General features: G+C 68.1%; 21 protein-coding genes and 3 pseudogenes. 13 read left to right on the forward strand and 11 right to left on the reverse strand.

Going from position 1 to position 23553, the window contains the following annotated elements:
- The first annotated feature begins 373 nt into the window (after positions 1 to 373).
- The gene (locus tag ACWCQM_RS34215) at positions 374 to 670 is read left to right on the forward strand and encodes a hypothetical protein (RefSeq protein ID WP_376169134.1); all 297 of its coding nucleotides are present in this window, start codon (positions 374 to 376) and stop codon (positions 668 to 670) included.
- Positions 671 to 752: 82 nt separating this feature from the next.
- Here the strand turns inward: ACWCQM_RS34215 and istB (ACWCQM_RS34220) are convergent, their stop codons facing one another.
- Positions 753 to 1550 carry an IS21-like element helper ATPase IstB gene (istB, locus tag ACWCQM_RS34220; protein WP_450918967.1) on the reverse strand — a complete coding sequence of 266 codons (798 nt, stop codon included), beginning with the start codon at positions 1548 to 1550 and terminating at the stop codon, positions 753 to 755.
- A 390-nt stretch (positions 1551 to 1940) separates the two neighbouring features.
- On the opposite strand from istB (ACWCQM_RS34220), the gene istA reads away from it, so the two are divergent.
- From istA to istB (ACWCQM_RS34245), 5 genes and pseudogenes are all read left to right on the forward strand, one after another.
- Positions 1941 to 2651, forward strand: a complete 711-nt coding sequence (istA, locus tag ACWCQM_RS34225) for an IS21 family transposase (RefSeq protein WP_450918968.1) — start codon at positions 1941 to 1943, stop codon at positions 2649 to 2651.
- 50 nt (positions 2652 to 2701) lie between these two features.
- Positions 2702 to 3292 (forward strand): Mu transposase domain-containing protein, encoded by a 591-nt coding sequence (locus ACWCQM_RS34230; protein WP_450918969.1) that lies wholly within the window; start codon positions 2702 to 2704, stop codon positions 3290 to 3292.
- Positions 3289 to 3528, forward strand: a pseudogene (locus ACWCQM_RS34235) (ATP-binding protein); the annotation flags it as partial. The gene ACWCQM_RS34230 and the pseudogene ACWCQM_RS34235, both read left to right, overlap by 4 nt.
- 653 nt (positions 3529 to 4181) lie before the next feature.
- A complete protein-coding gene (gene ltrA / locus ACWCQM_RS34240; protein ID WP_450918970.1) occupies positions 4182 to 5969 on the forward strand; it encodes a group II intron reverse transcriptase/maturase in 1788 nt (595 codons plus the stop codon).
- Between the two features lie 102 nt (positions 5970 to 6071).
- Positions 6072 to 6599: pseudogene (gene istB / locus ACWCQM_RS34245) on the forward strand (IS21-like element helper ATPase IstB); the annotation flags it as partial.
- A gap of 20 nt (positions 6600 to 6619) precedes the next feature.
- On the opposite strand, the gene ACWCQM_RS34250 reads toward istB (ACWCQM_RS34245), so the two are convergent.
- Both ACWCQM_RS34250 and ACWCQM_RS34255 read right to left on the reverse strand, forming a co-directional pair.
- Positions 6620 to 6970, reverse strand: a complete 351-nt coding sequence (locus ACWCQM_RS34250; protein ID WP_450918971.1) for a hypothetical protein — start codon at positions 6968 to 6970, stop codon at positions 6620 to 6622.
- An 84-nt stretch (positions 6971 to 7054) separates the two neighbouring features.
- On the reverse strand, positions 7055 to 7903 hold the full coding sequence (locus tag ACWCQM_RS34255) for a Mu transposase domain-containing protein (protein ID WP_450918972.1): 849 nt from the start codon (positions 7901 to 7903) through the stop codon (positions 7055 to 7057).
- A gap of 218 nt (positions 7904 to 8121) precedes the next feature.
- On the opposite strand from ACWCQM_RS34255, the gene ACWCQM_RS34260 reads away from it, so the two are divergent.
- Positions 8122 to 8424 carry a hypothetical protein gene (locus ACWCQM_RS34260; RefSeq protein WP_450918973.1) on the forward strand — a complete coding sequence of 101 codons (303 nt, stop codon included), beginning with the start codon at positions 8122 to 8124 and terminating at the stop codon, positions 8422 to 8424.
- Positions 8425 to 8618: 194 nt separating this feature from the next.
- Here the strand turns inward: ACWCQM_RS34260 and ACWCQM_RS34265 are convergent, their stop codons facing one another.
- Positions 8619 to 9848 (reverse strand): tyrosine-type recombinase/integrase, encoded by a 1230-nt coding sequence (locus ACWCQM_RS34265; RefSeq protein ID WP_450918974.1) that lies wholly within the window; start codon positions 9846 to 9848, stop codon positions 8619 to 8621.
- Positions 9849 to 10065: 217 nt separating this feature from the next.
- On the opposite strand from ACWCQM_RS34265, the gene ACWCQM_RS34270 reads away from it, so the two are divergent.
- Positions 10066 to 10278 carry a hypothetical protein gene (locus ACWCQM_RS34270; protein WP_450918975.1) on the forward strand — a complete coding sequence of 71 codons (213 nt, stop codon included), beginning with the start codon at positions 10066 to 10068 and terminating at the stop codon, positions 10276 to 10278.
- Between the two features lie 221 nt (positions 10279 to 10499).
- On the opposite strand, the gene ACWCQM_RS34275 is transcribed toward ACWCQM_RS34270, so the two are convergent.
- Positions 10500 to 11426 (reverse strand): tyrosine-type recombinase/integrase, encoded by a 927-nt coding sequence (locus ACWCQM_RS34275; RefSeq protein WP_450918976.1) that lies wholly within the window; start codon positions 11424 to 11426, stop codon positions 10500 to 10502.
- Between the two features lie 515 nt (positions 11427 to 11941).
- Between ACWCQM_RS34275 and ACWCQM_RS34280 the strand changes: the two genes are divergently transcribed.
- Complete coding sequence (locus ACWCQM_RS34280) at positions 11942 to 13270, forward strand: ISL3 family transposase (protein WP_450918977.1); 1329 nt, start codon at positions 11942 to 11944, stop codon at positions 13268 to 13270.
- A 216-nt stretch (positions 13271 to 13486) separates the two neighbouring features.
- Here the strand turns inward: ACWCQM_RS34280 and ACWCQM_RS34285 are convergent.
- The 5 genes and pseudogenes from ACWCQM_RS34285 to ACWCQM_RS34305 form a co-directional block, all read right to left on the reverse strand.
- Positions 13487 to 14393 (reverse strand): annotated as a pseudogene (locus ACWCQM_RS34285) (carotenoid oxygenase family protein).
- 227 nt (positions 14394 to 14620) lie between these two features.
- Entirely contained in the window at positions 14621 to 15067 is a 447-nt protein-coding gene (locus tag ACWCQM_RS34290; protein ID WP_450918978.1) for a hypothetical protein, read from the reverse strand.
- Between the two features lie 231 nt (positions 15068 to 15298).
- Complete coding sequence (locus ACWCQM_RS34295; RefSeq protein ID WP_450918979.1) at positions 15299 to 15967, reverse strand: hypothetical protein; 669 nt, start codon at positions 15965 to 15967, stop codon at positions 15299 to 15301.
- Positions 15968 to 15985: 18 nt separating this feature from the next.
- On the reverse strand, positions 15986 to 16114 hold the full coding sequence (locus ACWCQM_RS34300; RefSeq protein ID WP_450918980.1) for a hypothetical protein: 129 nt from the start codon (positions 16112 to 16114) through the stop codon (positions 15986 to 15988).
- A 72-nt stretch (positions 16115 to 16186) separates the two neighbouring features.
- Entirely contained in the window at positions 16187 to 16645 is a 459-nt protein-coding gene (locus ACWCQM_RS34305) for a winged helix-turn-helix transcriptional regulator (RefSeq protein WP_450919061.1), read from the reverse strand.
- Positions 16646 to 16753: 108 nt separating this feature from the next.
- On the opposite strand from ACWCQM_RS34305, the gene ACWCQM_RS34310 reads away from it, so the two are divergent.
- From ACWCQM_RS34310 to ACWCQM_RS34320, 3 genes are all read left to right on the forward strand, one after another.
- Positions 16754 to 17917, forward strand: coding sequence for an MFS transporter (locus tag ACWCQM_RS34310; RefSeq protein WP_450918981.1), 1164 nt, complete (start codon positions 16754 to 16756; stop codon positions 17915 to 17917).
- A 332-nt stretch (positions 17918 to 18249) separates the two neighbouring features.
- Positions 18250 to 19746, forward strand: a complete 1497-nt coding sequence (locus tag ACWCQM_RS34315) for a cryptochrome/photolyase family protein (protein ID WP_450919062.1) — start codon at positions 18250 to 18252, stop codon at positions 19744 to 19746.
- A 137-nt stretch (positions 19747 to 19883) separates the two neighbouring features.
- Entirely contained in the window at positions 19884 to 21026 is a 1143-nt protein-coding gene (locus ACWCQM_RS34320) for a polyprenyl synthetase family protein (RefSeq protein WP_450918982.1), read from the forward strand.
- Between the two features lie 714 nt (positions 21027 to 21740).
- Here ACWCQM_RS34320 and ACWCQM_RS34325 read toward each other — a convergent pair.
- On the reverse strand, positions 21741 to 22748 hold the full coding sequence (locus tag ACWCQM_RS34325) for a MerR family transcriptional regulator (protein WP_450918983.1): 1008 nt from the start codon (positions 22746 to 22748) through the stop codon (positions 21741 to 21743).
- Between the two features lie 160 nt (positions 22749 to 22908).
- Between ACWCQM_RS34325 and ACWCQM_RS34330 the strand changes: the two genes are divergently transcribed.
- Positions 22909 to 23514, forward strand: a complete 606-nt coding sequence (locus ACWCQM_RS34330; RefSeq protein ID WP_450918984.1) for an RNA polymerase sigma factor — start codon at positions 22909 to 22911, stop codon at positions 23512 to 23514.
- Positions 23515 to 23553 lie beyond the last annotated feature (39 nt).

Genomic DNA, 23553 nt, shown 5'->3' on the forward strand with positions numbered 1-23553 from the left:
CGACTGGGCGTGTTCCTCACGAACAGCAAGACACGGCGGGCCAAGCTCGGTGGTGACAAACTCGCCCAGCTCGCCGCACTCGGACTCGACTGGGCCAGCTGATCAGTCACACAGCGCCCGCCCCGGAGACCACTCCGGAGCGGGCGCCGATTCCGCGCTACTGAACGAACCCGACGAGAACTGCGAACCATCGCCCGATCCGGTCGGAGTCGAGTGGCTTTGTTCACTTTCAGCAGCAGCGTTTGTCGGCCTGTTTGGGAGGCGGTGGGTGATCTAAGCCTCCGCAGATGTGGACGAGAAATGACGGCGCTCAGGACGTTCGGGGCATGATCGGGGGACGACCGCGGATCTGTGAGGGCGAGGAGGCACTGCGATGGTGATCAGAGGGCTGCATCCGGAGAGGACGGCCCGGCTTGAGGCGCTCGTGGATGAGTGCCGACCGCTGCTGACGAGTGCTGGTGGGATGGCCGTCGTGCAGAGGCTGCTGAGTGAGCGGCGGGTCGAGGTGCTCGACGCGGTGGTGATCACGCGCGAGCTACTGGGGGCTGGCCCATCGGCTCTCGGGGAGGCGAAGACCATCGTCTTGACGAGTCCTGGCAGGGGCCGCGAGCTTCGAGTGCACGAGCAGTTCATGGATGACCTGGAGCAAAGCGGCGGTCTCGACCGGTGATGAGCCGTCTCATCACGGCCGCCTCGGTGTCCCTTCCGGGCCGCCGCCCGCTGGGTGGTGGCCCGGATGCGGGACCACGAGGTCAGTCGGCCTTTGCGGGCTCTTCAGCTCGGGCTCGTGTGCTGGCGAGGCGGTAGGAGTCAGTGCCGGTCTCGATGATGGTGCCGTTGAAGGTGAGGCGGTCGACGATGGCCGCGCAGAGGCGGGGGTCGGTGAAGGTCTTGGTCCAGCTGCCGAAGGACTCGTTGGAGGCGATGGCGACGCTGTTCTTCTCCTCCCGTTCGGTCAATATCTGGAAGAGGAGTTCGGCGCCGCGGCGGTCGAGTTCCATGTAGCCGAGCTCGTCGATGCAGAGCAGGTCGACGCGGCCGTAGCGGGCGATGGTCTTGTTCAGCTGCTTCTCGTCGGCCGCTTCGACCAGCTCGTTCACCAGTTTCGTGGCGAGCGTGTAGCGGACGCGGTAGCCCTTCATGGCCGCTTCGGTGCCAAGGGCGATGAGCATGTGGGACTTGCCGGTGCCGGAGTCCCCGATCAGGCAGAGCGGCTGGCTTTTCTTGATCCATTCGCAGCTGGCGAGGGTGTGGATGGTGGCGGCGTCGATGTTCGGGTTCGCGTCGAAGTCGAAGGCCCAAAGAGACTTCTCCCACGGGAAACCGGCCGCCTTGATCCGCCGCTCAGAGCGGCGGCGGGACCGGTCGTCGCACTCGGTCATCAGCAGCTCAGCGAGGAAGCCCCGGTAGGTCATCTGGTCCTTCATCGCCCGATCAGCGATTTCGGAGAACTCGTTGCGAATCGACGGCAGCCGCAGAAGCCGACAGGCGCTGTCGATGGCGGCGTCGGCGGCCTGTTCGGTCAAGCCTCGCTGGCGGGGCAGGGTCACTGTGCTTCTCCCTCACGGTGGTCGCTGCCACTGGTGCGGCGGCGTCGGAGCAGTTGGTCATAGGGGGCCACCGAGGGCAGCGGCCTGGTGTCCGCAGGAAGGTGCGCGAGCCGCCACTCGTGCAGCGACGTCACCGTCGCCGACGGTTTCGCGGGAACCAGCCGGTCCGCTGCAGGGGCGGGCTCGGTCTCCGCCTGGGCATGTCGGCGTACACGTGAACGTCCCCAGCCTCGTACGAATGAAAAGGGACAGTTGCTGATGCGGTGAGACCTGCTGCTCGGCACTCTGCTGCTTGGTCGATTCGGGCGGCGGAGGGGGCTGGCAGTGGTCTTGGATCCGCAGCGTTGGTTGGAGCTCCGGCGCTTTCGGGGCCTGCTGGAGTCCGGGGCGATGAGCTTGTCGGAGATCTCCAGGGAAACCGGCCTGGACCGTAAGACGGTCCGCAAGTACCTGTCCGCGCCTGGGCCAGCGACGCCTCCGCGGCGGTCGCCGAGCGGGCGGTCGCGGGCGAGGGTGATCGACGAGTTCGGGCCGCTGATCGACTCGATGCTCCGGGCCGAGGTCCTGATGAAGGCCGCGGTCATCCACGAGCGGCTGGCCCAGGAGTACGGTTTCACCGGCAACTACCAGCGAGTCAAGCTCTACGTCCAGACGGCCCGGCCCCGGATCGCCGAGGAACTCGGGATCACACCCAAGGAACTGGCGGGGATGCATCGCCGGTTCGAAGTGATCCCCGGGGCCCAGGCCCAAGTGGACTGGGCAGGCGAGGGCAAGATCCTAGCCCACATGGGCATCGCGAAGGTCTATTCCTTCCACATGACGCTGTCGTACTCGCGCGACCCGTTCTGCTGCTTCACCACGAGCCAGGACCTGCAGACCTTCTTCGACTGCCACCGGCGGGCCTTCGCCCACTTCGGCGGGGCGCCTATGACGATCGTCTACGACCGGACCAAGACCGTCGTCCGCCGGCACGTCGCCCCTGGTGAGGCGTCCCGCTGCATCCGGAAGCGGTCGGCTTCGCCGGCCACTACGACTTCGACATCGACGTCCTGGCCGCCTACCGCCCGCAAGGCAAGGGCCGCGTCGAGCGGCAGGTCCTGATCGTCCGCGACCACGTCCTGTCCGGCCGATCGTTCTCCTCCGTCGAGGAGATGGACGCCGCGTTCACCGCCTGGGTGCCGCTGCGGCGGGCCCAGATCCACAAGACGCACCGGGAGGTCATCGCGGAGCGGGCGGCGCGGGATCACGCGGCTCTCAAGCCGCTGCCGCCAACCCCGTATCTGGTGGCCGAGCGGCAGCTGCGGCACGTCGGCAAGGACTGCCTGGTCGCCTTCGACGGCAACCTCTACTCCGTGCCTGCCCGGCGAGTCCGTGCTCGTCAGCTGGTCGAGGTCCGGGCCATGAAGTCACAGGTCATGCTGCATGCGCCCCTCGCCGATGCCCACGGCAGCACGCTGCTGGCCACCCATCCCCGGGCCATCGGACGCGGTGCCTGTGTCGTCGACGAGTCCCATTGGGACGGCCTGCCCACCGGCAAGAACCGCCGGACCACCACCGCAGACATCCCCATCCAGCCCCGTCAAGAGCGGCCGCGGACCGAGGAGACCGGCCCGTTGCAGGCCCTGCTGAACCGGGCCGCAGCCACCCGGATCGAGGTCGGGCGCCGACCGTTGTCGGTCTATGACGAGCTGACCGGCACCCGCCCCTTCACCACCCATCGAGCGACGAAGGAACCGTCTTGAGCGAGCTGACCGGCAACCGCATCCGCACCACGGCCGGCAAGCTCGGCCTGCCCCACCTCGCGGAAACCATCAACGAGTTCACCCGCCGGGCCGACGAGGCGAAGATGGGCTACCTCGACTTCCTCGACCTGGTCCTCTCCGAGGAACTGGCAGTCCGCGACGACCGCCGATTCCGGCAAGGTCTGCGGCTCTCCAGGCTGCCGCACCACAAGACGCTCGACGAGTACGACTTCTCGTGTGCGACACGAAGTCGCTCCGATTGAGTAAGGACGGTCACATGAAGGAGGGATAGGACGGCCGCCCTTCGGGCCAGTATTCGGGCCCGTCTCCGCGCTCACATGCGTCGCTGGTAACGGCGGGGTATGAAGCTGAGCGTTCAAGCCCAAGGGCACCCTGGCCATCGGGGAGCCACAGGCGAGGGGAAGGCTGGACGGGCGAACGCAAGTGAACCCCTGATGATGCCTCGTCATCGTAAAACCACTGGATGGCACGCAATCCATGGTCATGGACCTGGTGCTGAGATGCGCCAAGCGCCCCCAGGGCAATGAGACCCAGGGTGGGAATACCGCTGGTCCCGGGGTAAAGGGGGCGCCCACCCCAGTCGCTTCTCACCGGAGTGGAACGTGGAAACCCCGTCGAGGTCCAAGCCAAGGCTTGGTAGGCCGACCGCAAGGAGAGCTGAACTCCCCGGCGGGAGAAGGATGATCCAAGAAGCGAAGACCGGCGGGCCGAAAGGCCAGAGGAAACCGGGAGACGAGACCTTCACTCGTTTCGGGCATAACTCGTCGGATACGGGCCCTGGTGGCCCGGCCCGAAAGGGCGCCCACGTGGATCAGGTGAGCCTTTGAAGCCACCACCGCAAGAACGCTGGAACCGAGGGGCAAGTTAGATGCCGGAGGTGCACATGGGAGTCACGACTACCGTCGAGGCACTCGCGCCTGCGGTGAACGGACCCGAGGACGCGAACCTCGACTGGCACAGCATCGACTGGGCCACCTGTGAGGAAAACGTACGGCGGTTGAGGCAGCGGATCTTCAAGGCGACGCGGGATGGGGACCTGAAGAAGGTCCGCAACTTGCAGAAGCTCATGCTGCGGAGCCAAAGCAACACGCTGGTCAGCGTGAAGCGGGTGACACAGCAGAGCAGTGGCCGCAAGACCGCTGGCATCGACGGGGAACGAGCCCTCACCCCCATGGCGAGAGGCACGCTGGCGACCGAGATCCATCGGTCGTCCCGCCCCTGGAAAGCCAGGCCGGTCAAGCGAGTATTCATCCCGAAGAGCAACGGGAAGCAGCGGCCCCTCGGGATCCCGGTCATTCGTGATCGGGTCCTCCAAGCGCGGGTAAAGAACGCGTTGGAGCCCGAGTGGGAAGCACGGTTCGAGCCGAGGTCTTACGGATTCCGGCCCGGCCGCAGCTGTCAGGACGCGATATCTGCGATCTTCTGGACGTCTTGCGGCAAGCACGCGAAGCGTCTGTGGGTTCTGGACGCGGACCTGTCGGCGGCGTTCGACCGCATCGACCACGATCACCTGATGAGCTCTCTCGGACTGTTCCCCGCCAGGGAGCTGGTCCGCGAATGGCTGACAGCGGGCGTGATCGACCGTGGTCGGTTCGCACCAACGGAGGAGGGAACTCCCCAAGGCGGTGTGATCAGTCCACTGCTGCTCAACGTTGCTCTGCACGGACTGGAAAAGGCTGCCGGGTGCCAGTATCAAGTGGTCCGAGCCGGGCGTGAGCCCAGCTCCGTATCGGGCACCCCAGTTCTGGTGAGGTATGCCGATGACTTCGTTGTGCTCTGTCACAGCGAGTCAGAAGTGCATCAGGTCAGGTCCCGGCTGGAGGAATGGTTGGAGGCCAGAGGTCTTCACTTCAACGAGGAGAAGACCAAAGTCGTTCACCTTGAGCAAGGTTTCGACTTCCTCGGCTTTACCGTCCGCCGCATGGACAGCAAGCTGATCATCAAGCCGAGCGCGGCAGCCTGCAAGAGGCTCCGGGCGCGACTACGGAACGAGGTCAAGTCCCTGCAGGGGACCAATGTCGAGGCCGTGTTGCGCAGGCTGGTCCCGATCGTTCGCGGTTGGGCGGCCTACTACCGGGCGGTGGCGTCCACGACGACGTTCACGTCGCTGGATCACTACGTGTGGCGGCTGACCTGGAAGTGGGCCAGACGTCGCCACCACAACAAGCCTGGGTATTGGGTAATGGAGCGGTACTTCGGGCAGTTCCACCCGTCCCGGCGAGACAGATGGGTATTCGGCGACCGCGACAGCGGAGCCTTCCTACCCAAATTCGCCTGGACAGGCATCGTCCGCCATTCACTCGTGAAAGGCAGGGCGTCACCAGACGACCCCAGCCTGGGCGAGTACTGGCAAAACCGCCGTCGAAGGAAAGCGCCACCGCCCATGGACAAGACCAGTCTTGCCCTGGCGGTGCGGCAGCGAGGGCTCTGCCCTCGCTGCAAACAGGCGCTGATCGCCGGGGCCGAGTACGAGCCGGACAGTCCACGCGAGTGGATCAACTGGTTCGCGGCCTCGAAGAAGATGCTCCACAAGCATCACTTCACCTATCGGCGAGACGGCGGCACAGACGAGCGGAACAATCTTCGCCTCGTGCACTCCGAATGCCACCGCCAGCATCACGCGGGCGACGGCAAACGGGCCACACAACCCTGCTGACCTGCGAAGCCCTCGCGGCTTGCTTGAGCCGGATGCGCTTAATGGCGCACGTCCGGTTCTGAGGGGGCCGGATCACGGCAACGTGATCCGGCTACCCGACTCCAGCCCGACCTCGACCCGCTCAAGGTCAAGGACCTGGCCACCCTCTCGTTCGTCGAGGCCAAGGCGAACGCCGCCTTGCTGGGGCCTCCCGGGGTCGGCAAGACACATATCGCTGTCTCGCTGGCCGTCGCGGCCTGCCGGGCTGGCTACTCCGTCTACTTCACCAGCCTCGATGACATGGTCCGCAACCTCAAAGCCGCCGAAGCCGCCGGCCGCCTGGCCAACAAGCTCGGCACCTACCTGCGGCCGGGCGTTCTCGTGGTCGACGAGGTGGGCTACGAGATTCTCGAGCGCGGAGAAGCGAACCTGGTCTTCCAGGTCATCTCAAAGCGGTATGAAAAGGGCTCGATCATCCTGACCTCGAACAAGACCTTCAGCGAATGGAGACAGGTGTTCGGCGATGAAGTCCTCGCCACCTCCATCCTCGACCGCCTCCTTCACCACTGCGACGTGATCTCAATCAACGGCCCCAGCTACCGCCTCAAGAATCGGCTCAAGGCCATCGAGCGGGACACCGACGTGGCCTGAACGAACTGCCCGATCCTGTGTCATCGCACGACGTGAATCTCGGGAAGTGGCAGGCACCAATCGCCCTGCAGGCTGACAAGCAGGTCGCGCGCCAGCGTCCGAACCTGATGCCACCCTGCGTCGGTGGCCAGCGCTTCCCTTGACCAACGCTCGGCGTGCTCTTTGCCGCTCATTTCCCCGAGCACCGCGTCAATCAGCTGCAGCTTGCCCAAGGCTTCCGCATCCAGGAACTCTTCCTGCTGGAGGTCGGCCATCAGGCGAAAGGCATCATCGAATTCCAGGGCCAGTTCGTCGGTCACGGCCTCGTGCTTATCGATCCAGGCGAGCTGATCGGCCGAGTCCGCACCAAGTAGGGCAAGCGCTTCGATCATGCGCCGCCAGCGGAAGGAAGCACCGGGAGTCCCCACCCGCACATCCTCGCACGGACACAATCCGAGCCACCGAACTGGGGACGTTCATCCGTACCGAGCTGGGGCCTTTCGCTCGTACGCCGACAGGGCAGCCTTGCGGGCTTCCAGAGCAACCGCGTCCGCAGTCATCGCCCCCGCCCGCAGAGCTGCAGCCAGGCCGGCGACGACATACTCATGGGGCAAGTGACGCCCCAGCAGGAGCACCTCGATCAGAGCCCGGGTGCCGTCCCGCTCACCATGCATCTTGCGGGCCTGATCCCACCAGGCATCGTGGACCGGGGTGAACCTGCCTGCCGAGCGGGCCTGTTCGAGGGCTGTAGAGCCAGGGAAGGCGCCGGGCTTGCGGACCAGGACTTCCAGGTAGTGGTCCAGGTCCAGACGGACAGCGCCTTTCGCGATCAGCCGCTCGTGCCGGGCCACCTCCACGTTCTGGTCGTGAACCACCAGGTGAGAGGCGTGCAGCATGACGCGCACGCGTTTGCCGATCAGCCGGATCGGGACCGAGTAGCGGTTGGTGCGGACCGGGATCTGGCCGTAGCGGTCGACCCGCGGGGTGAACAGCCGGCCCGTCTCGAACGGTTCCTCGGGCAGCGGCATCAGCAGCGGTTGTTCGAGTGCGAAGTACTCCGCGACCGTCTTGGGCCTGGAGCCGATGCGGCGGGCGTCGTCCTGCCGGTCCCACTGTTCGACCAGCTCGTTCAGCTCGGCGAGCGAGGAGACCTCGGGGACAGGGACGAAGTGGTTGCGGCGGAAGTAGCCGATCATCCCTTCGACTCCGCCCTTCTCGTGGGCGCCTTCGATGCCGGGTCGGCAGTAGAAGCTTTCGATGCCGAAGTGCGAGCGGAAGGCGATCCACCGGTCGGCCTCGACTCTTCCCCTGCTCTGCCCCAGCACCCTGGCGACGGCGGCCTTCAGGTTGTCGTAGCGGACCTTGGTGCGCGGGACCCCTCTAATATGCGGGTCTCGATGTCAAGCCATCACCGGTGTTGATGTCGGTCGGTACTGAAGTACCGCAAGATTCATTTCAGTGCCCAGGTCACAGTGCTACCGAGCGAAACGTTCGGCGCAGACCTGCATGGGCATGCCAGAACAATGGATGGAATCGTATGACCATGCCTGCACCGGATAAGGCCATCGCTCGATTCGTCGCCGACCGGCTCGCCGAGCGTGGCGAGCCCACCCCCGCCGTTGACCCCCTCGTGGCCGCCGCATACCACGTCCTCGCCCTCCATGGCGACCTGCTCCACTACCGCGACCACGGCATCCTGAGCGAGCGTGATGCCGCTTGGATCGACGGCCTCTCGCTGGCCGTGCGCCTGCTTGCCGCCCGCTGGAAGGATCACAACGACTATCACCCCGACTGGGCGCCGGCCGTCACCGACTCCCACGACCTCCTGGAAGGCGGCCCCCGATGATCGGATGATCCGGCCCCCAGCCTCAACACCCTCGCCCCGTTGAAAGACTTCGCGCCCGACGACTCGCACGGCTTGCAGGGGGAACATGCGTTGCGCGATGGTGACGCGACAGGCTTCGACGCCGTCGTCTACTGAAATGTTCCACGCGCGAGATGTGGCTCATGCCACCACGCGAAGGATTTTCAGTGCCCAGGTCAGAGAACCGCCTGCGGAACTCGGTGATGCGGCCCCGCAGTTGCTGATTCGTCAGGAAGCATCTCCGTCCAGACGGCTGAGGAGTCCATCGAAGATATGTTCTCGGGCGACCTGCCCCTTGGCCACTGCATCGTCCCGCTGGCGTTCGAGGGTGGGCGGAACTCGATCGTGGTGACGAAGAACGTGCACGACTCGCAGATCGACTCGAAGTGGCAGTCCATCTCGACAGGGCGAGCGCAGTAGCCGTTGCCGAGCATCCGACGGTGCATTTCCCGGCGGAGCTTGGCCATCTCGGAGCCCTCGGCGTCGGCCGGCAGCTGAGGCGGAGCGTCGTAGAGGGCCTCGACCTTCTCCGAGATGGCGAAGTACTCGTCCGCGACGGTCCGGTCCGCGATCCGCGCGTAAACACGTGTCATAGACAGAGATCGGTGACCGAGAAGTGCGGCGATGGCCTCCAGGGACATGCCCCGGTTGATGGCCTGGGTGGCCAGAGTGTGTCTGAGCTGGTGCGGGGTGACCCGACCGAGACCGGCGCTCTCGGCGGCCCTGCGGACGGCGGCTTCGATGCGGGAGGCGTTGACCGCGCGACCGTGATCGGTGAACAGCAGGTTCGAACGCAGGCCCTCGGGCCGGTGCAGTAGCCATTCGTCCAGCAGCGTCTTCAGCTGAGGGTGCAGGGGGACGTATCGGTCGGTGTGCATCTTGCCGACCGGAACGCGGAGCCAATAGGCGGATCCGATCTGGACGACTGCGTCGATGGTGAGTCCGAGCATCTCGCCGCGGGGCATACCGGTGCGGGCCAGGATCTCTATGGCCAGCCGGACGAACGAATCGGGATCGCGTCGGCCGGCGGCAAGTAGCTTGGCAGCTGCGGCGTCGTCGAGGAAGCGTGGCAGCGGCTCGTCCGCAATCGGGAAGTCGCTGTCGAACACCAGCTGGCGGGGCGGCCGGTCGACGGCGTCCCACTCGTCGAGGCGGCGGAAGAATCCTCGGAGCTTGCTCAGCCGGTCGCGGACGGTGTGCCGGTGTAGTGGTCCGCCGCGGGCGGCTGGTCGCTCCAGCAGCCACTGTCGGTAGCGTTCGACGTGCCGCCGCTTGAGCTCGGCGACACACGTCACGGTCGTGTCCTCGGCGGCCACCATCAGGGCGAACTCCCGCAGCGTCAGCTCGGCGTTCTTCACGGTGCCCGGCCGTAGCGTCCCCGCGATCTGCTCGAGGTAGTGCTGCATCGTGGACGCCATTGTGGGTGCAACGCGTGACCACTCGGCGGCGCGGATGTCGGCTCGATCCGGGTGACGTCGGCGCGGGAGCTCGTCGGACAACTCGCAGTGGAAGAGCGTTGCCTCGAGGTTGAACAGAGAGGTCGACAGGGCCTTGCCCCCGCGATTGGGAATGCGTCGGGCTGCCCTCCAGCAGCAGATTGCGGCCCTCGTCCCAGTCGCTCTGATGCAGCTCGTGCGGCTGTTTACCGAAGAGAGCCACGAAGTGGCCCAGCAGATTGAACTGGGACATGGCCAGGTAGTCGCGGAAGCCGAGTGTCCGGGCTGTTTCCATGAACCGCAAATGCAGTTCCGGCTCCGTCCTGGCCAGCACGATGCCCAGTCGTGGGCGCCGGGCGACCAGGTAGTCGGCTCCGGGCTGCAGGCGTCCGGTGACTGAGAGCCAGCTGATGAATCGGGGCGTCTCATGGTTGAACGCGAGTTGACGCTCGAGCGGAAGGCGGCAGAAGTCCTCCAGATCGGGCACTGCGGCGAGCAGGGCGCGAGCACCCCAGCGGACCTTGTGGTCGGTGTTCATGCCCTGCGCGGCCCGGTGAGCGAGGTAGAACTTGACCAGGTCGGGACGCACGATCGGCAATGCTGCGGCTCGGGCCCGGCGCATCAGACGTCCGCCGTGTCGGCATCGATGGCGGCGCTCGCCTCGAGGTACTGCTCGGCGAGCCAGCTGTTCGCGAGGTGGATGTAGAGCCGGGTGGATTCGATGGAGCGGTGTCCGGCCTGGGCCTGTACCGCTTCCAGGGCCATGCCCGCCTCCCGTAGCCGGGTCAGGCACGTATGACGGAGCTGGTGGCAGGTCAGCCTCGGCAGTCCGGTCCGCTTCCGGACGCCGTCGAGGATCTCGTCCAGACCGTCCGAGGAGAGCGGCCGACCGCGGGTCGGCCCGCGCAGCACCACGAAAAGCCGGTCGTGCTCGACTGCAGGACGCTCCTGGTCCAAGTAGTCGCCGACCACGGCGAAGAACTGTGCGGAGATCGGTATCAGGCGCTGGTGCCCGCCCTCGCCCTCACTGATGAAGACCCGACGCTCGCCCGGCGACAGGTCGCCCAGCCGCAGGCCGAGCACCTCGCAGCGGCGCAGTCCGCCCAGCAGCATTGCCAGAACCATGGCTCGGTCCCGCCTGGTATTCAGTGCACCAAGCACCTCTTCGACCTCGCGTGGCCCGAGGACGCGAGGAAGGGTGCGGGGCGTGCCCAACAGCGGCGTCCCTCGATTGCCGCTCCGGCGGCGATTGGCCAGCCCCGTCGGCACCGGGTTGCGGTCGACGGCGAGGTCATCGCGGGTCATCAAGTAGCCGAACAGGCCGGAGACACTGGCGAGCCGCCGCTTGATGGTCCGTGCCGAGAGACCCGATTCACCGTCCTCGAGCCGGACGACCTTCGTCCCCCGCCTTGGCTTCTTCTGCGCGGTGATGAACGCGAAGATGTCCGCGGTGACGACCTCGGTCGGCTCCTTGGAGACCACCGAGAAGAAGACCTTCAGGTCGTAGGCGGCGGCCAGCAGCGTGTTCGGCCGGCAGCGTGCCGCCACGAACTCCGGGTAGTCGTCGACCAGGGCGTGCCCAGTGATGCCGCAGGGTTTCCGGCGGCATCGATGCGTCGTACCAATTCTGGCTGCCAGGCCATCCGTGCTCCTCGACGGGAGCGACCATCCTGGCCGGGAACACGAGATCGCGGAAGAGTTGTCACCCACATAACCACCGAAGTGGGCGAACGCCTGCCGGTGGCAGTCGAAGAAGGTAGCCAGGTCCTGGCTGGTGGTGAAGCAGCAGAACGGGTCTCGCGAATAGGACAAGGTCACGTGGAACGAGCAGACCTTCGGGATCCCGACGTGAGCGAGGATCTGGCCTTCGTCTCCCCAGTCGAACCTGGGCCTGTGCTCCGGGCACGACCTCGAATCGACGGTGCAGGCCAGCCAACTCGCCCGGGCTGATCCCCAGTTCCTCGGCGATACCGGGCCGGGCCTCCTGCATGTAGAGCTTCACCCGCTGGTAGGTGCCGGTGAAGCCGTACTCGGCCACCAACCGCTCGTGCACCACGGCACCCTTGATCAGGATCTCGGACCGCAGCATCGCGTCGATCAACGGCGCGACCGCATCGACTTTCCGCCGACGGCGCTCGCGGATGCTGCGGATCCTGAACATCAGGCTCTCGCGGGTCGCGGTGCTGTCCCAGCTGATGCGGGCGCCGTTGCCTCCGCTGGTTACGCCCCAGGTGTTGGGCGTGGACGGCTTCGCTCTCTACGGCGGCACCTACGGAACTCTCCTGGTCGACGCCGCCACCCGGCTCCCGCTCACGCTCTGGGAAGGACGCGACGCGGAACGGCTCGGCCGCTCGCTCCGCGAACACCCAGGTGTCGAGGTTGCCTGCCGCGACGGGTCCCTCGCTTACCGGCAGGGCATCACCGCCGGTGCCCCGGATGCCGTGCAGGTCAGCGACCGTTTTCACCCTTGGCAGGGGCTCTCCCGCCGAGTCCAGGACATCGCCTCCACCCACCGCGGCTGCCTGCCCGCAGCACTGCCTCCCATCAGCGACACCGCTCCCGCACCGGTCGAGGAATCCGTCGAGAGCACCATCAAGCACACGCCAGCCGAGCGTCATGCTCGAAGGCTTTTCGAAGCCGTTCAGGCTTTGACCCGCTCTGGTCGGAGCCACAACTCCGTGGCCCGGGAGCTCGGCCTGAATCGCCGCACCGTCAGCAAGTACGCCCGAGCCCGCAACTGGCAGGAGGTCGTGCGGCGCCCTCCACGCTGGTTCTCCACCCTGGATCCCTACCTCGACTATCTGCAACCACGCCGGGACGAGGGACAGCACAGCGCCAAGATCCTGCACGAAGAACTGCAGATCAAGGGCTACCTAGGCCACTACCAGCGCGTGAAAATGGCCGTCGCACCGCTCAGGCGGGGCCTGCCCATCGACGAGCCCCGCGAGCGGCCGCCCTCACCATGCGAAGCCGCCCGATGGATCACCACCCACCCGCACCGCCGCGGACCGCACATCAACGACCGCCTGCCCCGCCTCCTTGACCACTGCCCCGAACTCAAGACCGCCCACGACCTGGTCCACCGGTTCGCCGCCATGCTCGACAACCGCGACGCGACATCCCTGCCGGAGTGGCTGGACGACCTCGCGAACACCGGACTCGCACCGCTGACCGGCCTCGCCAGAGCTCTGCGCGAAGACCGAGCCGCCGTCACCCAGGGCATCACCACCCCTTACAACTCCGGGGTCAACGAGGGCCGCATCACCGACGTCAAGCTGCAGAAACGCATCATGGCCGGACGCACTGGCGTCCGTCTCCTCAGACACCGCGTCGTTCTGATCGCCCACCTCCGACGACGCTATGCCGACCGGCCGACCATCACACCGAGATGACCTCTGCCCACGAAAATCCTGCCAGAGCCAGGCGGAGCTGTACGCTGACAGGCTCCACCGCCCAGGCCCGGGGCCGGCGCGCTCCCGGCCAACCGACCGGCCGGCAGGTCCCTGCCCGATCACACCTACGGGCGAACCCAGCGACATCTCGCCGCGCCGGACACACCCCCGACGGCTCTGCTGCCGCTGGATGGGCCACACGCGCCACCGACCGATTCACTCCTCGGTGGGCAGCCAGTTCCCATGCAGCCCCAGAGGGACGCGCACCGGAATCCGCACCCGTGCGACCGGGCCGGAACCAGGGTCGTCTGCCGGGATCACCAGCAGCCAACTGCTCCCATCGGTGCGGTCGGTAGCGTATGTCATCCAGAAGCCGCCCTCACCGCCTGGTGAGCCGGGTGACGGGGCGAACACAGGCTCGCCGACCGACAGGTTCCCCGCATCCCACTTCACGCTGATGCCGTTGGCGTCCCTCCCGTCGTACCAGCGCAAGGCGTTGTACTCACCCGGCAGCAGGTCCAGGTCCCCCGCCTGCGAGGCCACCGCCAGCTGCTGATGCGGCTGGCCGATCAACCGGTCGTCGGTGCGTGGCAGTTCCATGCGCGCGTCGTCCAGCAGCGTGCGGCACATGGTGCCGGCGGCCGGGTCGATGACCGCGCGGACCAGCCCGCCGTCTCCAGCTCAGGGGTCATCAGGAACGGGCACCCCGACTCGGCGAGCGCGAGCAGGCGCCCCGCGTGACGCACCACGTTGATGTCCGGCAGATCCCGGAAGGTACCGGCAAAGTGATCATCGATTCCAGTCCGCCCCACAAGGCGCGTCCGGCCCGCTCCTCTGCGACCACCGCGGGGGTACGCACGAAGCGGTTGCGGTAGCGGGCCCGCCCGCCGGAAATCCACACCCCGTGCAGCATGCCGTCGCCGTCGATCGGATAGAGGTACGAACCGATCGGGCTGAAACGAGGGTTGGGCCCGTTACGCAGGAACAGCCCGTCCAGCTCCGTCGGCAGCTCCCCCGCCACCTTGAGCCCGGTCTCGTCCACTTCCTCCGTGACCGGAGCGAACTGGCCGGAGAGATGGGGCACGCGCGCGGGATCGAACGTCTGCGGAGCGTGCATGGCCATCACGGCCTCCCTCGACGGGGCGATGCGAGTCGTGTGTGCCGCCTGATTCTCCATTCAATCGCTCCATCGGACCCCCTGCAAAGTGTGGCTGGAAGGGTTGGTGGGTGCGGCACCAGAGGGTGCGGGTGGGGCTGATCGGCATCACCATGGAAGAGCTGCTTCGCGCGCTTCGGGGCCCGACGCAGGAGGCCGGCAGGTGAACCCGGTGATCCGGCGCGCTGTCCCGGTCAGTTCTCGACAGGCACGGGCTGCGCATGGACCGACACGGCAGTGAGGAAGGACCCGTCGATGCTGAGCCGGAGCGTCGGCGGCAGGCTCTCACCGAGGGCGTCCGAAACCTCGGTGGTCGGGTAGCCGAAGAGATCGATGCCGCGAAGGACAACTGGGCAGGCAGACGGCCCAGTGAGCGCGAAGGGGTCGCGGACGATGCCGATGCCGGCCAGGCCGTCGGTGTCCTGGTGCCAGCCGCGGCGGTCCGTGGTGTCGCCGTACGCCTCAAGGGTCAGGCCCCGGTACTGCGCGCCGAAGGCCCAGCGGGCGCCGCAGACCCAACCGTCACGAACGTCCGCCACGGTGGCGACAGCCCACCGGGCGGTGCGTTCGTCCATGCCGAAGCGGAGGGTCCCGGCACTGCCAGGGAGCCGGAGACCGACCTCGGGGAGAATTTCGAACATGCGGGAACGGTCCCAAGGAACGGCACCACACAGCAACGGCTCGGCACGACAGGCCGGCCTGCGGGCAAACCGCCTGGTGTGCATCACCGGGGTTCGCCGACAGGCTCCCGGTGCGGGGCTGGGTTACGGCTCATGGCCCAGGCTCAGAGGGGCACATGACAGACGGTCATATGTGCTGGTCATCACCACATGGCAGGGCTCGACGGCTGGCGCCCGCGCCATGAAGGGGAGTCACCGGTCGACGTGCGTCCTGATCCAAGCGGTCAGGCCGTCCTCGTCGTCAGCGGGCAGGAGGTCAGGGCCGCAGGCAAGGGGTGTGAGGGACAGCTGCAAGTAGGTGAGATAGGCATAGGGGCCGTTGTCGGCAGCCGGCCCGAGAACCACGGCGTGGGTGGGGGTGCGCCAGATTCGGTGAGTCAGGGGCGGGCCGGTGACAACGGCTGCGGACGACAGCAGCGTCCTCTCCGGAGCTGACCCAAGGTGTTCGGTCACCGATTGTGCCGCCTCGGCGAGAAGGGTCTCGCAGTCCTCGTCGGTGCACGCACGGCGGCCACTCCAGCCGGGCAGTCGCTGCCAGTTGTCCATGATGCCGTACAGCCAAGGCCCGTTGTCCATCTCGTCGTCTTCCGGATCGACGGGATACAACTCGGCGAAGACAAGGAAGCGCCGGGCATCAGGGCGTCCGAACGGGTCGTAGCCGTCGGTGCACAGGACGTGTCCGTGTCCCGTCCTGACGGAGTCGCAGACCAGCTCGTGTTCCCAGCTCCATCCGCGCCGCTGCATCTCGGCAGCCATCGCGTCGCCGGTCTCCGGGGCGGGCGCAGCCGGCAGGGCAAGGAGCTCGGCGACCACAGCTTCGGTCAACGGCCGGTGTGCGAGCGCATGTACGGATATCGGCACGCGGCGACTCCAGAAGGATCAGAGGAGCAGGGAGGAACTGTGGTTGATGGTGCGGGCCAGGAGGCCGTTGCGACTGGTGGTGTGGGCCCGCAACGGTTCGACGTACTCCGCGCCAGGGGCGCTGCGGCCCGCTGCGGCGTCCACCACCTCGCGGTTACCTCGGTGCTGCCGGCGAAGATGTCGCGGGCGACTGGAAGCGTCCAGTGCCTGCCCTTGCGGTCAGCGCTGGTGCAGCACGGAGGTCGTATCGACGTCCACGGGGCTGCCGTGTGCGTCGGTGGGGCGCAGCTCCGGAAGCGGCAGACCGTTTTCATCAACGAGAACTGAGTGAGTTTCACCTGATGCGAAGGCATGCCGTTCGCCCCACTGACGCGCAGCCACGATGACGGCAAAGAGGTCCCGGCCCGCATCCGTGAGGACGTAGTTCTGCCGCCGCCCTGTCGGGGCGGTCTGCCGCTCCAGGATTCCTCGTTCGATCAAGCGTCGCAGGCGGTCGGTGAGGATGTTTCGCGCGATTCCGGTGCGGTGCTGGAAGTCGGTGAACGCTCGCGCACCGTCCATCGCGTCGCGAATGATCAGCAGGCTCCAACGATCTCCGACCATGTCGAGCGTGCGCGCGACGGGGCAGGCGGGGTCGGTCCAGGACACGCCCTCGGCACGGGGCACTGTGCGAGCCATCACTCCTCCTGAAAAGTTGCGGATCGAAACCATTCTGCCGTACCCTAATTTTAGTTGCAATTTGCTACTCATTGGAGTGTGTCAGTGGGTCTCACCCTTGGCCGGAGGATGCTGTTCGCCGTGATCTGCGCGGTCGCGGTCGCGACCATCTATGCGGCGCAGCCCGTACTGGCCCAGATCGGCGGTGACCTGGGCCTCCCGGAAGCCGACTTGGGATGGATCGTCACCACAGGGCAGCTCGGCTACCTGATCGGCTTGGCCCTGCTTGTCCCTCTGGGAGACATGTTCGACCGGCGCAAGCTCATTGCCGGGCATCTTCTCCTCGCTGCGGCCGGCATGGCTCTGGCCTCAGTCGCCGCCCAGCTATGGCTCCTGCTTGCCGGGCTGGCCCTCGCCGGCCTGTTCGCGGTCGTCGTTCAGACCACAGTCGCCTTCGCCGCCGACCTGGCCACGGCGGCGGAACGAGGCCGCACACTCGGAGCCGTGACCTCCGGTATCATCATCGGCATTCTCGGAGCGCGCGTACTCGCCGGCAGTCTCGCTGCCCTCTGGGGGTGGCGAAGCATCTACGTGGTGTTCGCACTGCTCCTCATCGCGCTCACCTGCATCGTGCTCAGGCTCCTGCCACCCGATCCGCGCGACGCCCGGCCTACCTATGCCGCGGTGCTGATCTCCCTGGGTCGCATGTTCCGTGACCGTCTGTTCGTCTCGCGTGGACTGATTGCGTTCTTCCTCTTTGCTTCCTTCGGCACGCTGTGGAGCGGCCTGGCACTGCCACTCGCGGCCGAACCATGGCGTCTGAGCACGGCCCAGATCGGCCTCTTCGGAATCGCCGGGCTCGCCGGGGCGCTGGGCGCCACCCGGGCCGGGCAGGGGGCCGACGTCGGCCGCGCCAACGTCATCACAGGCGGTGCGCTGGTGCTCCTGATCGCTTCGTGGCTGGCGAACGGGCAAGCGGGCTGGTCGCTCTGGGCAGTCATCATCGGGGTGATCGTTCTCGACTTCGCGGTGCAGGCAGTGCACGTCAGCAATCAACACCTGCTCACGTCCGCATACTCACACCGGACGAGCAGCGTCATCGGCGGCTACATGCTCTTCTACTCCTTCGGCTCCGCCGTCGGAGCGACCGGCACCACCGCGGTGTACTCGGCCGCAGGGTGGGCTGGATCCAGCCTTCTCGGCGCTGCCTTCGCCCTCTGCGCACTCCTTGTCTGGGCCGTCGGCCGAAACGCGGCCGCCGATGCAGATTCACCTCCCCTCGGCGTGGCCTGACCAATGATCTTTCCGGGCTGTGCTGGTGTGTACGCCGAACACCGACTCACGGAAGGCGGCGCCATGCGTAAACCGACCTTCGGCATCGGCTCCGACCACGTCGCGGGTCTCACCCCGTACGTCCGCTACTGGTTTGCAGGAGACGTTGAGAAAGCCCGCCCCCGCGCCGCGTACCGTGCCCACCGCCGAGAGGATCCACAGCGAGCCGCTGCCCGCCCGTGCGGACGTGTCCGGCGCCTCGCCCGGCGTTCCCCCGGGAAACGGGACGACCGGGCCTGCCGGGCTCGCGCGCTTCAGACGCGCCCGTGACCGCGACTGAGAGGACACCCGTCGTGCACTGGCTCTTCGGCGATCAGCTCGGCCCCCATTTCCTGACCCCCGGAGACGACGGGCCCGGGCACGACACGCCCCTGCTCATGATCGAGTCCCGCTCCGTCCTCCGGCGGCGCCGGTTCCACCGGGCCAAGGCCCACCTCGTGCTCTCCGCGATGCGCCATCGCGCGGCCGAACTCGGCGACCGTGTCACCTACGTACGTGCCGACACCTACCGGGACGGCCTGGACCGCGCGGCGCGCGGGGGCCGGGTGAGCGTCCACCACCCCACCTCGCACGCGGCTCTCCGCCTGGTCCGTACCCTCCCTCAGATGACAGTGGGTCCCGCGCGCGGCTTTCTGGTCCCTATGGCGGACTTCGCGGCGTGGGCGGACGGTCACGGCGGGAACCGGCTGCGGCAGGAGGATTTCTACCACTGGGTACGTCGCGAGCATGACCTGCTCATGGAGGGCGGCCGGCCTGCGGCGGGCCGGTGGAATCTCGACCACGACAACCGGGAGCCCCCACCCCGCGACACGACCTCCCTCCAGGTCGGCCGTCCCTACCGGCCCCAGGAGGACGACATCGACGCAGAGGTCCGCCACGACCTCGACCGCTGGGAGCGCGACGGCGACGTCTCCTTCGTCGGACGGGACGGGCCGCGCCTGTTCCCCGCGACCCGCGCGGAGGCGCGACGGGCGCTGCGACGCTTCGTCGAGCAGCGGCTCGCCACGTTCGGACCGTACGAGGACGCCATGCTCGCCGACGACCCGGTCATGAGCCACAGCCTGCTGTCCTCCTCCCTCAACCTCGGCCTGCTCGACCCCGCCGAGTGCGTGGAGCAGGCGGAGCAGGCGTGGCGCGATGGCCGGGCGCCGCTGAACAGCGTGGAAGGCTTCGTGCGGCAGATCGCCGGATGGCGCGAGTACGTATGGCAGCTGTACTGGTACTTCGGCGAGGACTACCGCACCTCCAACGCGCTCGACCACACCGCACCGCTGCCCGGCTGGTGGAGCGAACTCGACGCGGACGCCGTCCGGGCGAACTGCCTGCGCACCGTCCTCGCCCAGGTACGGGACACGGGATGGACGCACCACATCCCCAGGCTGATGATCCTGGGTAGCCACGCACTCCAGCGTGGCTGGAATCCCGCCGCCGTCACGGACTGGTTCCACCGCTGCTTCGTGGACGGCTACGACTGGGTCATGCTCCCCAACGTCGTCGGCATGTCCCAGTACGCCGACGGCGGCCGGATGACGACGAAGCCCTACACCTCGGGCGGCGCCTACGTGAACCGCATGAGCGACCTGTGCGGTCCTTGCGTCTACCGGCCGGGCGACCGGACCGGCGAGCACGCGTGCCCGTACACGGCCGGCTACTGGGCCTTCCTCGACCGGCACCGTGAACGGCTGGCCGGCAACCACCGCGTCGCCCGGCCGGTGCGGCAGCTCGATCGGCTGGCCGACCTCGCGCAAGTACGCGAGCAGGAGGACGCGCGGGGTGACACGCCGCCATGACCCTCGCGCCGTTGCGCCGCTGAGGTGAGTTCGGACAGCAACTGTGCGGTGGCGGGCAGAGATCAGCGCATCCGTATCAGGGCTCCCGGCGGAAGCACTGTCGTGCGGATGACCGAGAGCGCGAGAAGGGGTTGCGCATGCCTGGACTGCCGCCGATCGTGGCCCCACCGACCGAACTCGCGGGCGCTCCTCTCACCGCGCCCGGAGCGACCGACGCTGTCGGCGCCGTCCTCGGACAGGTCCTCGGCGAACGGCTTCGTCATGCCCGTGCCGTCGATCCCGTCTTTGCCCGGGAGCTGGCCGACCGCCTGGCCGCGCTGGCCGAGCGGGGCGGCAAACGGCTGCGCACCGCGTTCGCCCACTGCGGCTGGCGCGCCGCAGGAGGCTCGGGAGACGCCTCCGACGTCGTGCGAACGGGAGCCGCCCTCGAACTGCTCCAGCTGTGCGCCCTCGTGCACGACGACGTGATGGACCAATCCCTGCTCCGCAGGGGTGCCCCTGCCCTGCATGTCGAACTGGCCCGCAGGCACTGGGCCGCGGGCATGCACGGCTCGGCGGAGTCGTTCGGAACGTCGGCCGCCGTGCTCGCCGGTGACCTGGCGCTGGCGTGGGCGGACGACCTGCTTACGGAGACCGCACTCGGTACGCCGCACGGCCGGCGCCTGCACGAGGAATGGCGGGCGATGCGCACCGAGATGGTGGCCGGGCAGTACCGCGACCTCCATGCCCAGGCCACCCGTTCGTCAGATATCGACGAGGCGCTGGCCATCGCCACACTGAAGAGCGCCTTGTACACCGTCGCCCGGCCCCTGGCCCTGGGGGCGTCGCTGGCGGGAGCCGACGAACACCTGCTGGACGCGCTGCGGGCGGCCGGCCAGTGCGCCGGGCTGGCCTTCCAGCTCCGTGACGACGTGCTCGGCGTCTTCGGAGACCCGTCGCAGACCGGCAAGCCGGCCGATGACGACCTGCGCTCCCGCAAGCTCACCTACCTTCTCGCCGTCGCCCTCCACCTCACCGACGCCGCCGACGACCACCGCTCCGCCGCGAGAGTGGCCCTGGACGCGGACCTGCGGTCCGAGCACGCCGTACAGCGGGTGCGCGCGGCACTGGAGCGCACCGGCGCCCGGGCTCTCGTGGAGGCGAAGATCTTGGAGTTGGCAGGCGTGAGCCTCAGCCACTTCGAGCGGACGGGCGCTCCCTCGGCTGTACGCCAGGAGTTCTCGGCGCTGGTCCGACGCGCCACCGGTGTGGCCGCGCGCCCTGTCGATCAGGTCGCGTGAGCCGGGTGCAGGGGCCTGACGACCGGGTCGTCGTGCGGGCCGTCCTGTGCCCTGCGCCTTCTGGGTGCGGGCCTCCGGTCCCGGCGGCCGGGCCGCACGCGTGCGCCCGAGCGGGTACGAGATGGACACCGGCCCCACGGTGAGATGGAGGCGGAGGTACGGCGCTTCGCCGGACGGGCCGAGGCGACGGGTCACCGCGATCTGCGGCGGTGGCTGCAGCAGGGAGCCCCGGCCGGGGCCACGTCTGCCTGCCCGGCGGCATGCCGCAGCGCACGAGGATCACCGGGCGCGCCGTTCGATGACGGGGCTTCCGTCAGGGCCGGTGCGCAGCAGTTCGGCGTCTGCCTCCACGCGTCCACGACGGCGCCTGCCACGTGACGCGGGTCGCCGCCCTTGGGCAGCGGTGGGGCGGTGCCTGCGACTGGGCGATCGGCGAAACCTGTGTCGAGATGGCCCGGCCGGATTTCCGGTACGGCGACACCAGCACTCCGTGCTTCGCCCCGGACGGCGTCCAGCCATGCGGTCAGCGCGGCTTCGCCCATGCCCTCCGTCGGCACACACGGGGACGCGGCCAGATCCCGGGCCGGCAGGATCCGCCCCAGCAGCAGGCTCCCTGCCGCACCCGGCCACGAAACGACGCACGACCGCCACGTCAGCGGGCCATGTTCCCGACGCCGATGCCGGACGCCAGGACCGGATGCCCCGGACGACGCGTCACGAGGACATCGAGGACTCCATGGCGGCGACCGCCTCGGCAAGCCCCGACGGGTGCGCCAAGCCGGCCACCGCATGCCCCGCCCACCCGGGTCCGAGGGTCAGTACGGCCGGCCTGCGGCGGGCGCCACGCACTCCCCACTCCATCGCGGCCACGTGCAGGGCCAACGGCCTGCTTGCGGTGGTACGGGACTGCGCCCACAGCCCCACCACGGCCGGCCCGGTCCTGTGGACGGCGGCGATGAGCGACTCGACGGGCAGGGCACCGCCGAACATGCGCACCGGAACGCCTCGCTCCGTCAGCGCCGCGGACAACACCTCCAACGGCAGTGTGTGGGTCTCCCCCGGCACGCAGGCCAGCAACGTGGTGGCACCAGGGCGGTCCGCGACCGTCGGGGGCGAGGCGCGCCGAAGCGCGCCGGAGACGTGCCAGGACAGAAAGTGCTCGACCTCGACGTACTTCTCGCCCGACCTCTCCCATTTTCGGCCAACCGCTTGAAGCGTCGGCGCGATCACCTCGGTCCAGGCGGCGACCAGTCCGTGCTCGGCGATCGCGGCGAGCAGCAGTTCGTCCAGGGCGGCGGCATCAAGGCGCAGGGCAGCCCGGGCCGCTCCCCTGCACTCCAGGCGTGCGTCACCGAGCTGCAGCTTGCTCCCCGCCCGGCTGTGGCCCCGGGCCGCGGGCCGGTGCGCCCCTACGACCGTCCGCCCGGGCGGGGCCGCAGCCGGCGGCTCCTCGCTCCGCGCCATTCGTGCGGCCTCGGCAGGCGGCAGCCCGGTCGCCGTCAGCGCGCACATCCGATCCAGCCTCGCCACGTCCCCGGGAGTCCAGCGGCGGTGCCTGCCATCGGCGCGCACGTCGGGGCCGAGCCCGTACCGGCGGTCCCACGTGCGGAGCGTGGTGGGGGCCACCCCCAGACGCCGGGCCACCTCGCCGGTCGTCAGCCCGCCACCGGGCGGACCGCCCTCGCCGCGCCGGTCCTCACCGCTTCCCTCAAGCGCACTCATAAAACCACCCTACGACGCACAAACGACGCATGTTGCCTGCGTCGTTTGTGCGTCCAAGACTGGAGGCATGCGCACGGCGGCAGGTATGCCGGTCCGGCGGACTCGCCGCCCGGCGGACAACCTTCCGACCCGTGGGACGCACGGTGGAAGGAAGCAGGTCATGAGCACGAACGCGCGATCGACCACGGCCCTCGTCCCACCGGTGGAGGACACGCGGTACGAGGAAGACCTGGCACGTGGCCTGGTCGCCGCGGACGAGGCGGCGTTCACAGCCATCTACCAGCACTGGGGCTCGCTCGTCCACACCATGGCAGCCCGGTCCCTCGGGGACGTCGACGAGGCCGAGGACGTGACGCAGCAGGTCTTCATCGGCGCCTGGCGCGGGCGGCACGGCTTCCGACCGGAGCGAGGCGCCCTCGGCGCCTGGCTGGTCGGCATCACGCGCCGCAAGATCGTCGATGCGCTGGCCGCCAGGACGAGGCGTCTCACCCTCGTCCACTCGGCCACTCACGAGGCCCCGGCCGCACTGCTCGTCCAGGTGGCACCGGATGAGGTGCTCGACCGCGTGCTGCTGATCGAGGCCTTGTCCAGGCTGCCCCACGCTCAGCGCGAGGTGCTGTGCATGGCCTTCTACGAGGACCTGACACAGGCCCAGATCTCTGAACGCACGGGAGTGCCGCTGGGCACGGTCAAGAGCCACATCCGCCGCGGTCTGCATCGGTTGCGGACGGCCATCGACCAGGGCGAGGCACACGGTATGCACTGACCGGATCGAGAAATCAACTCCTCGGCGCATCCACGTGGC

The sequence above is a fragment of the Streptomyces sp. NPDC002125 genome (assembly GCF_053593715.1).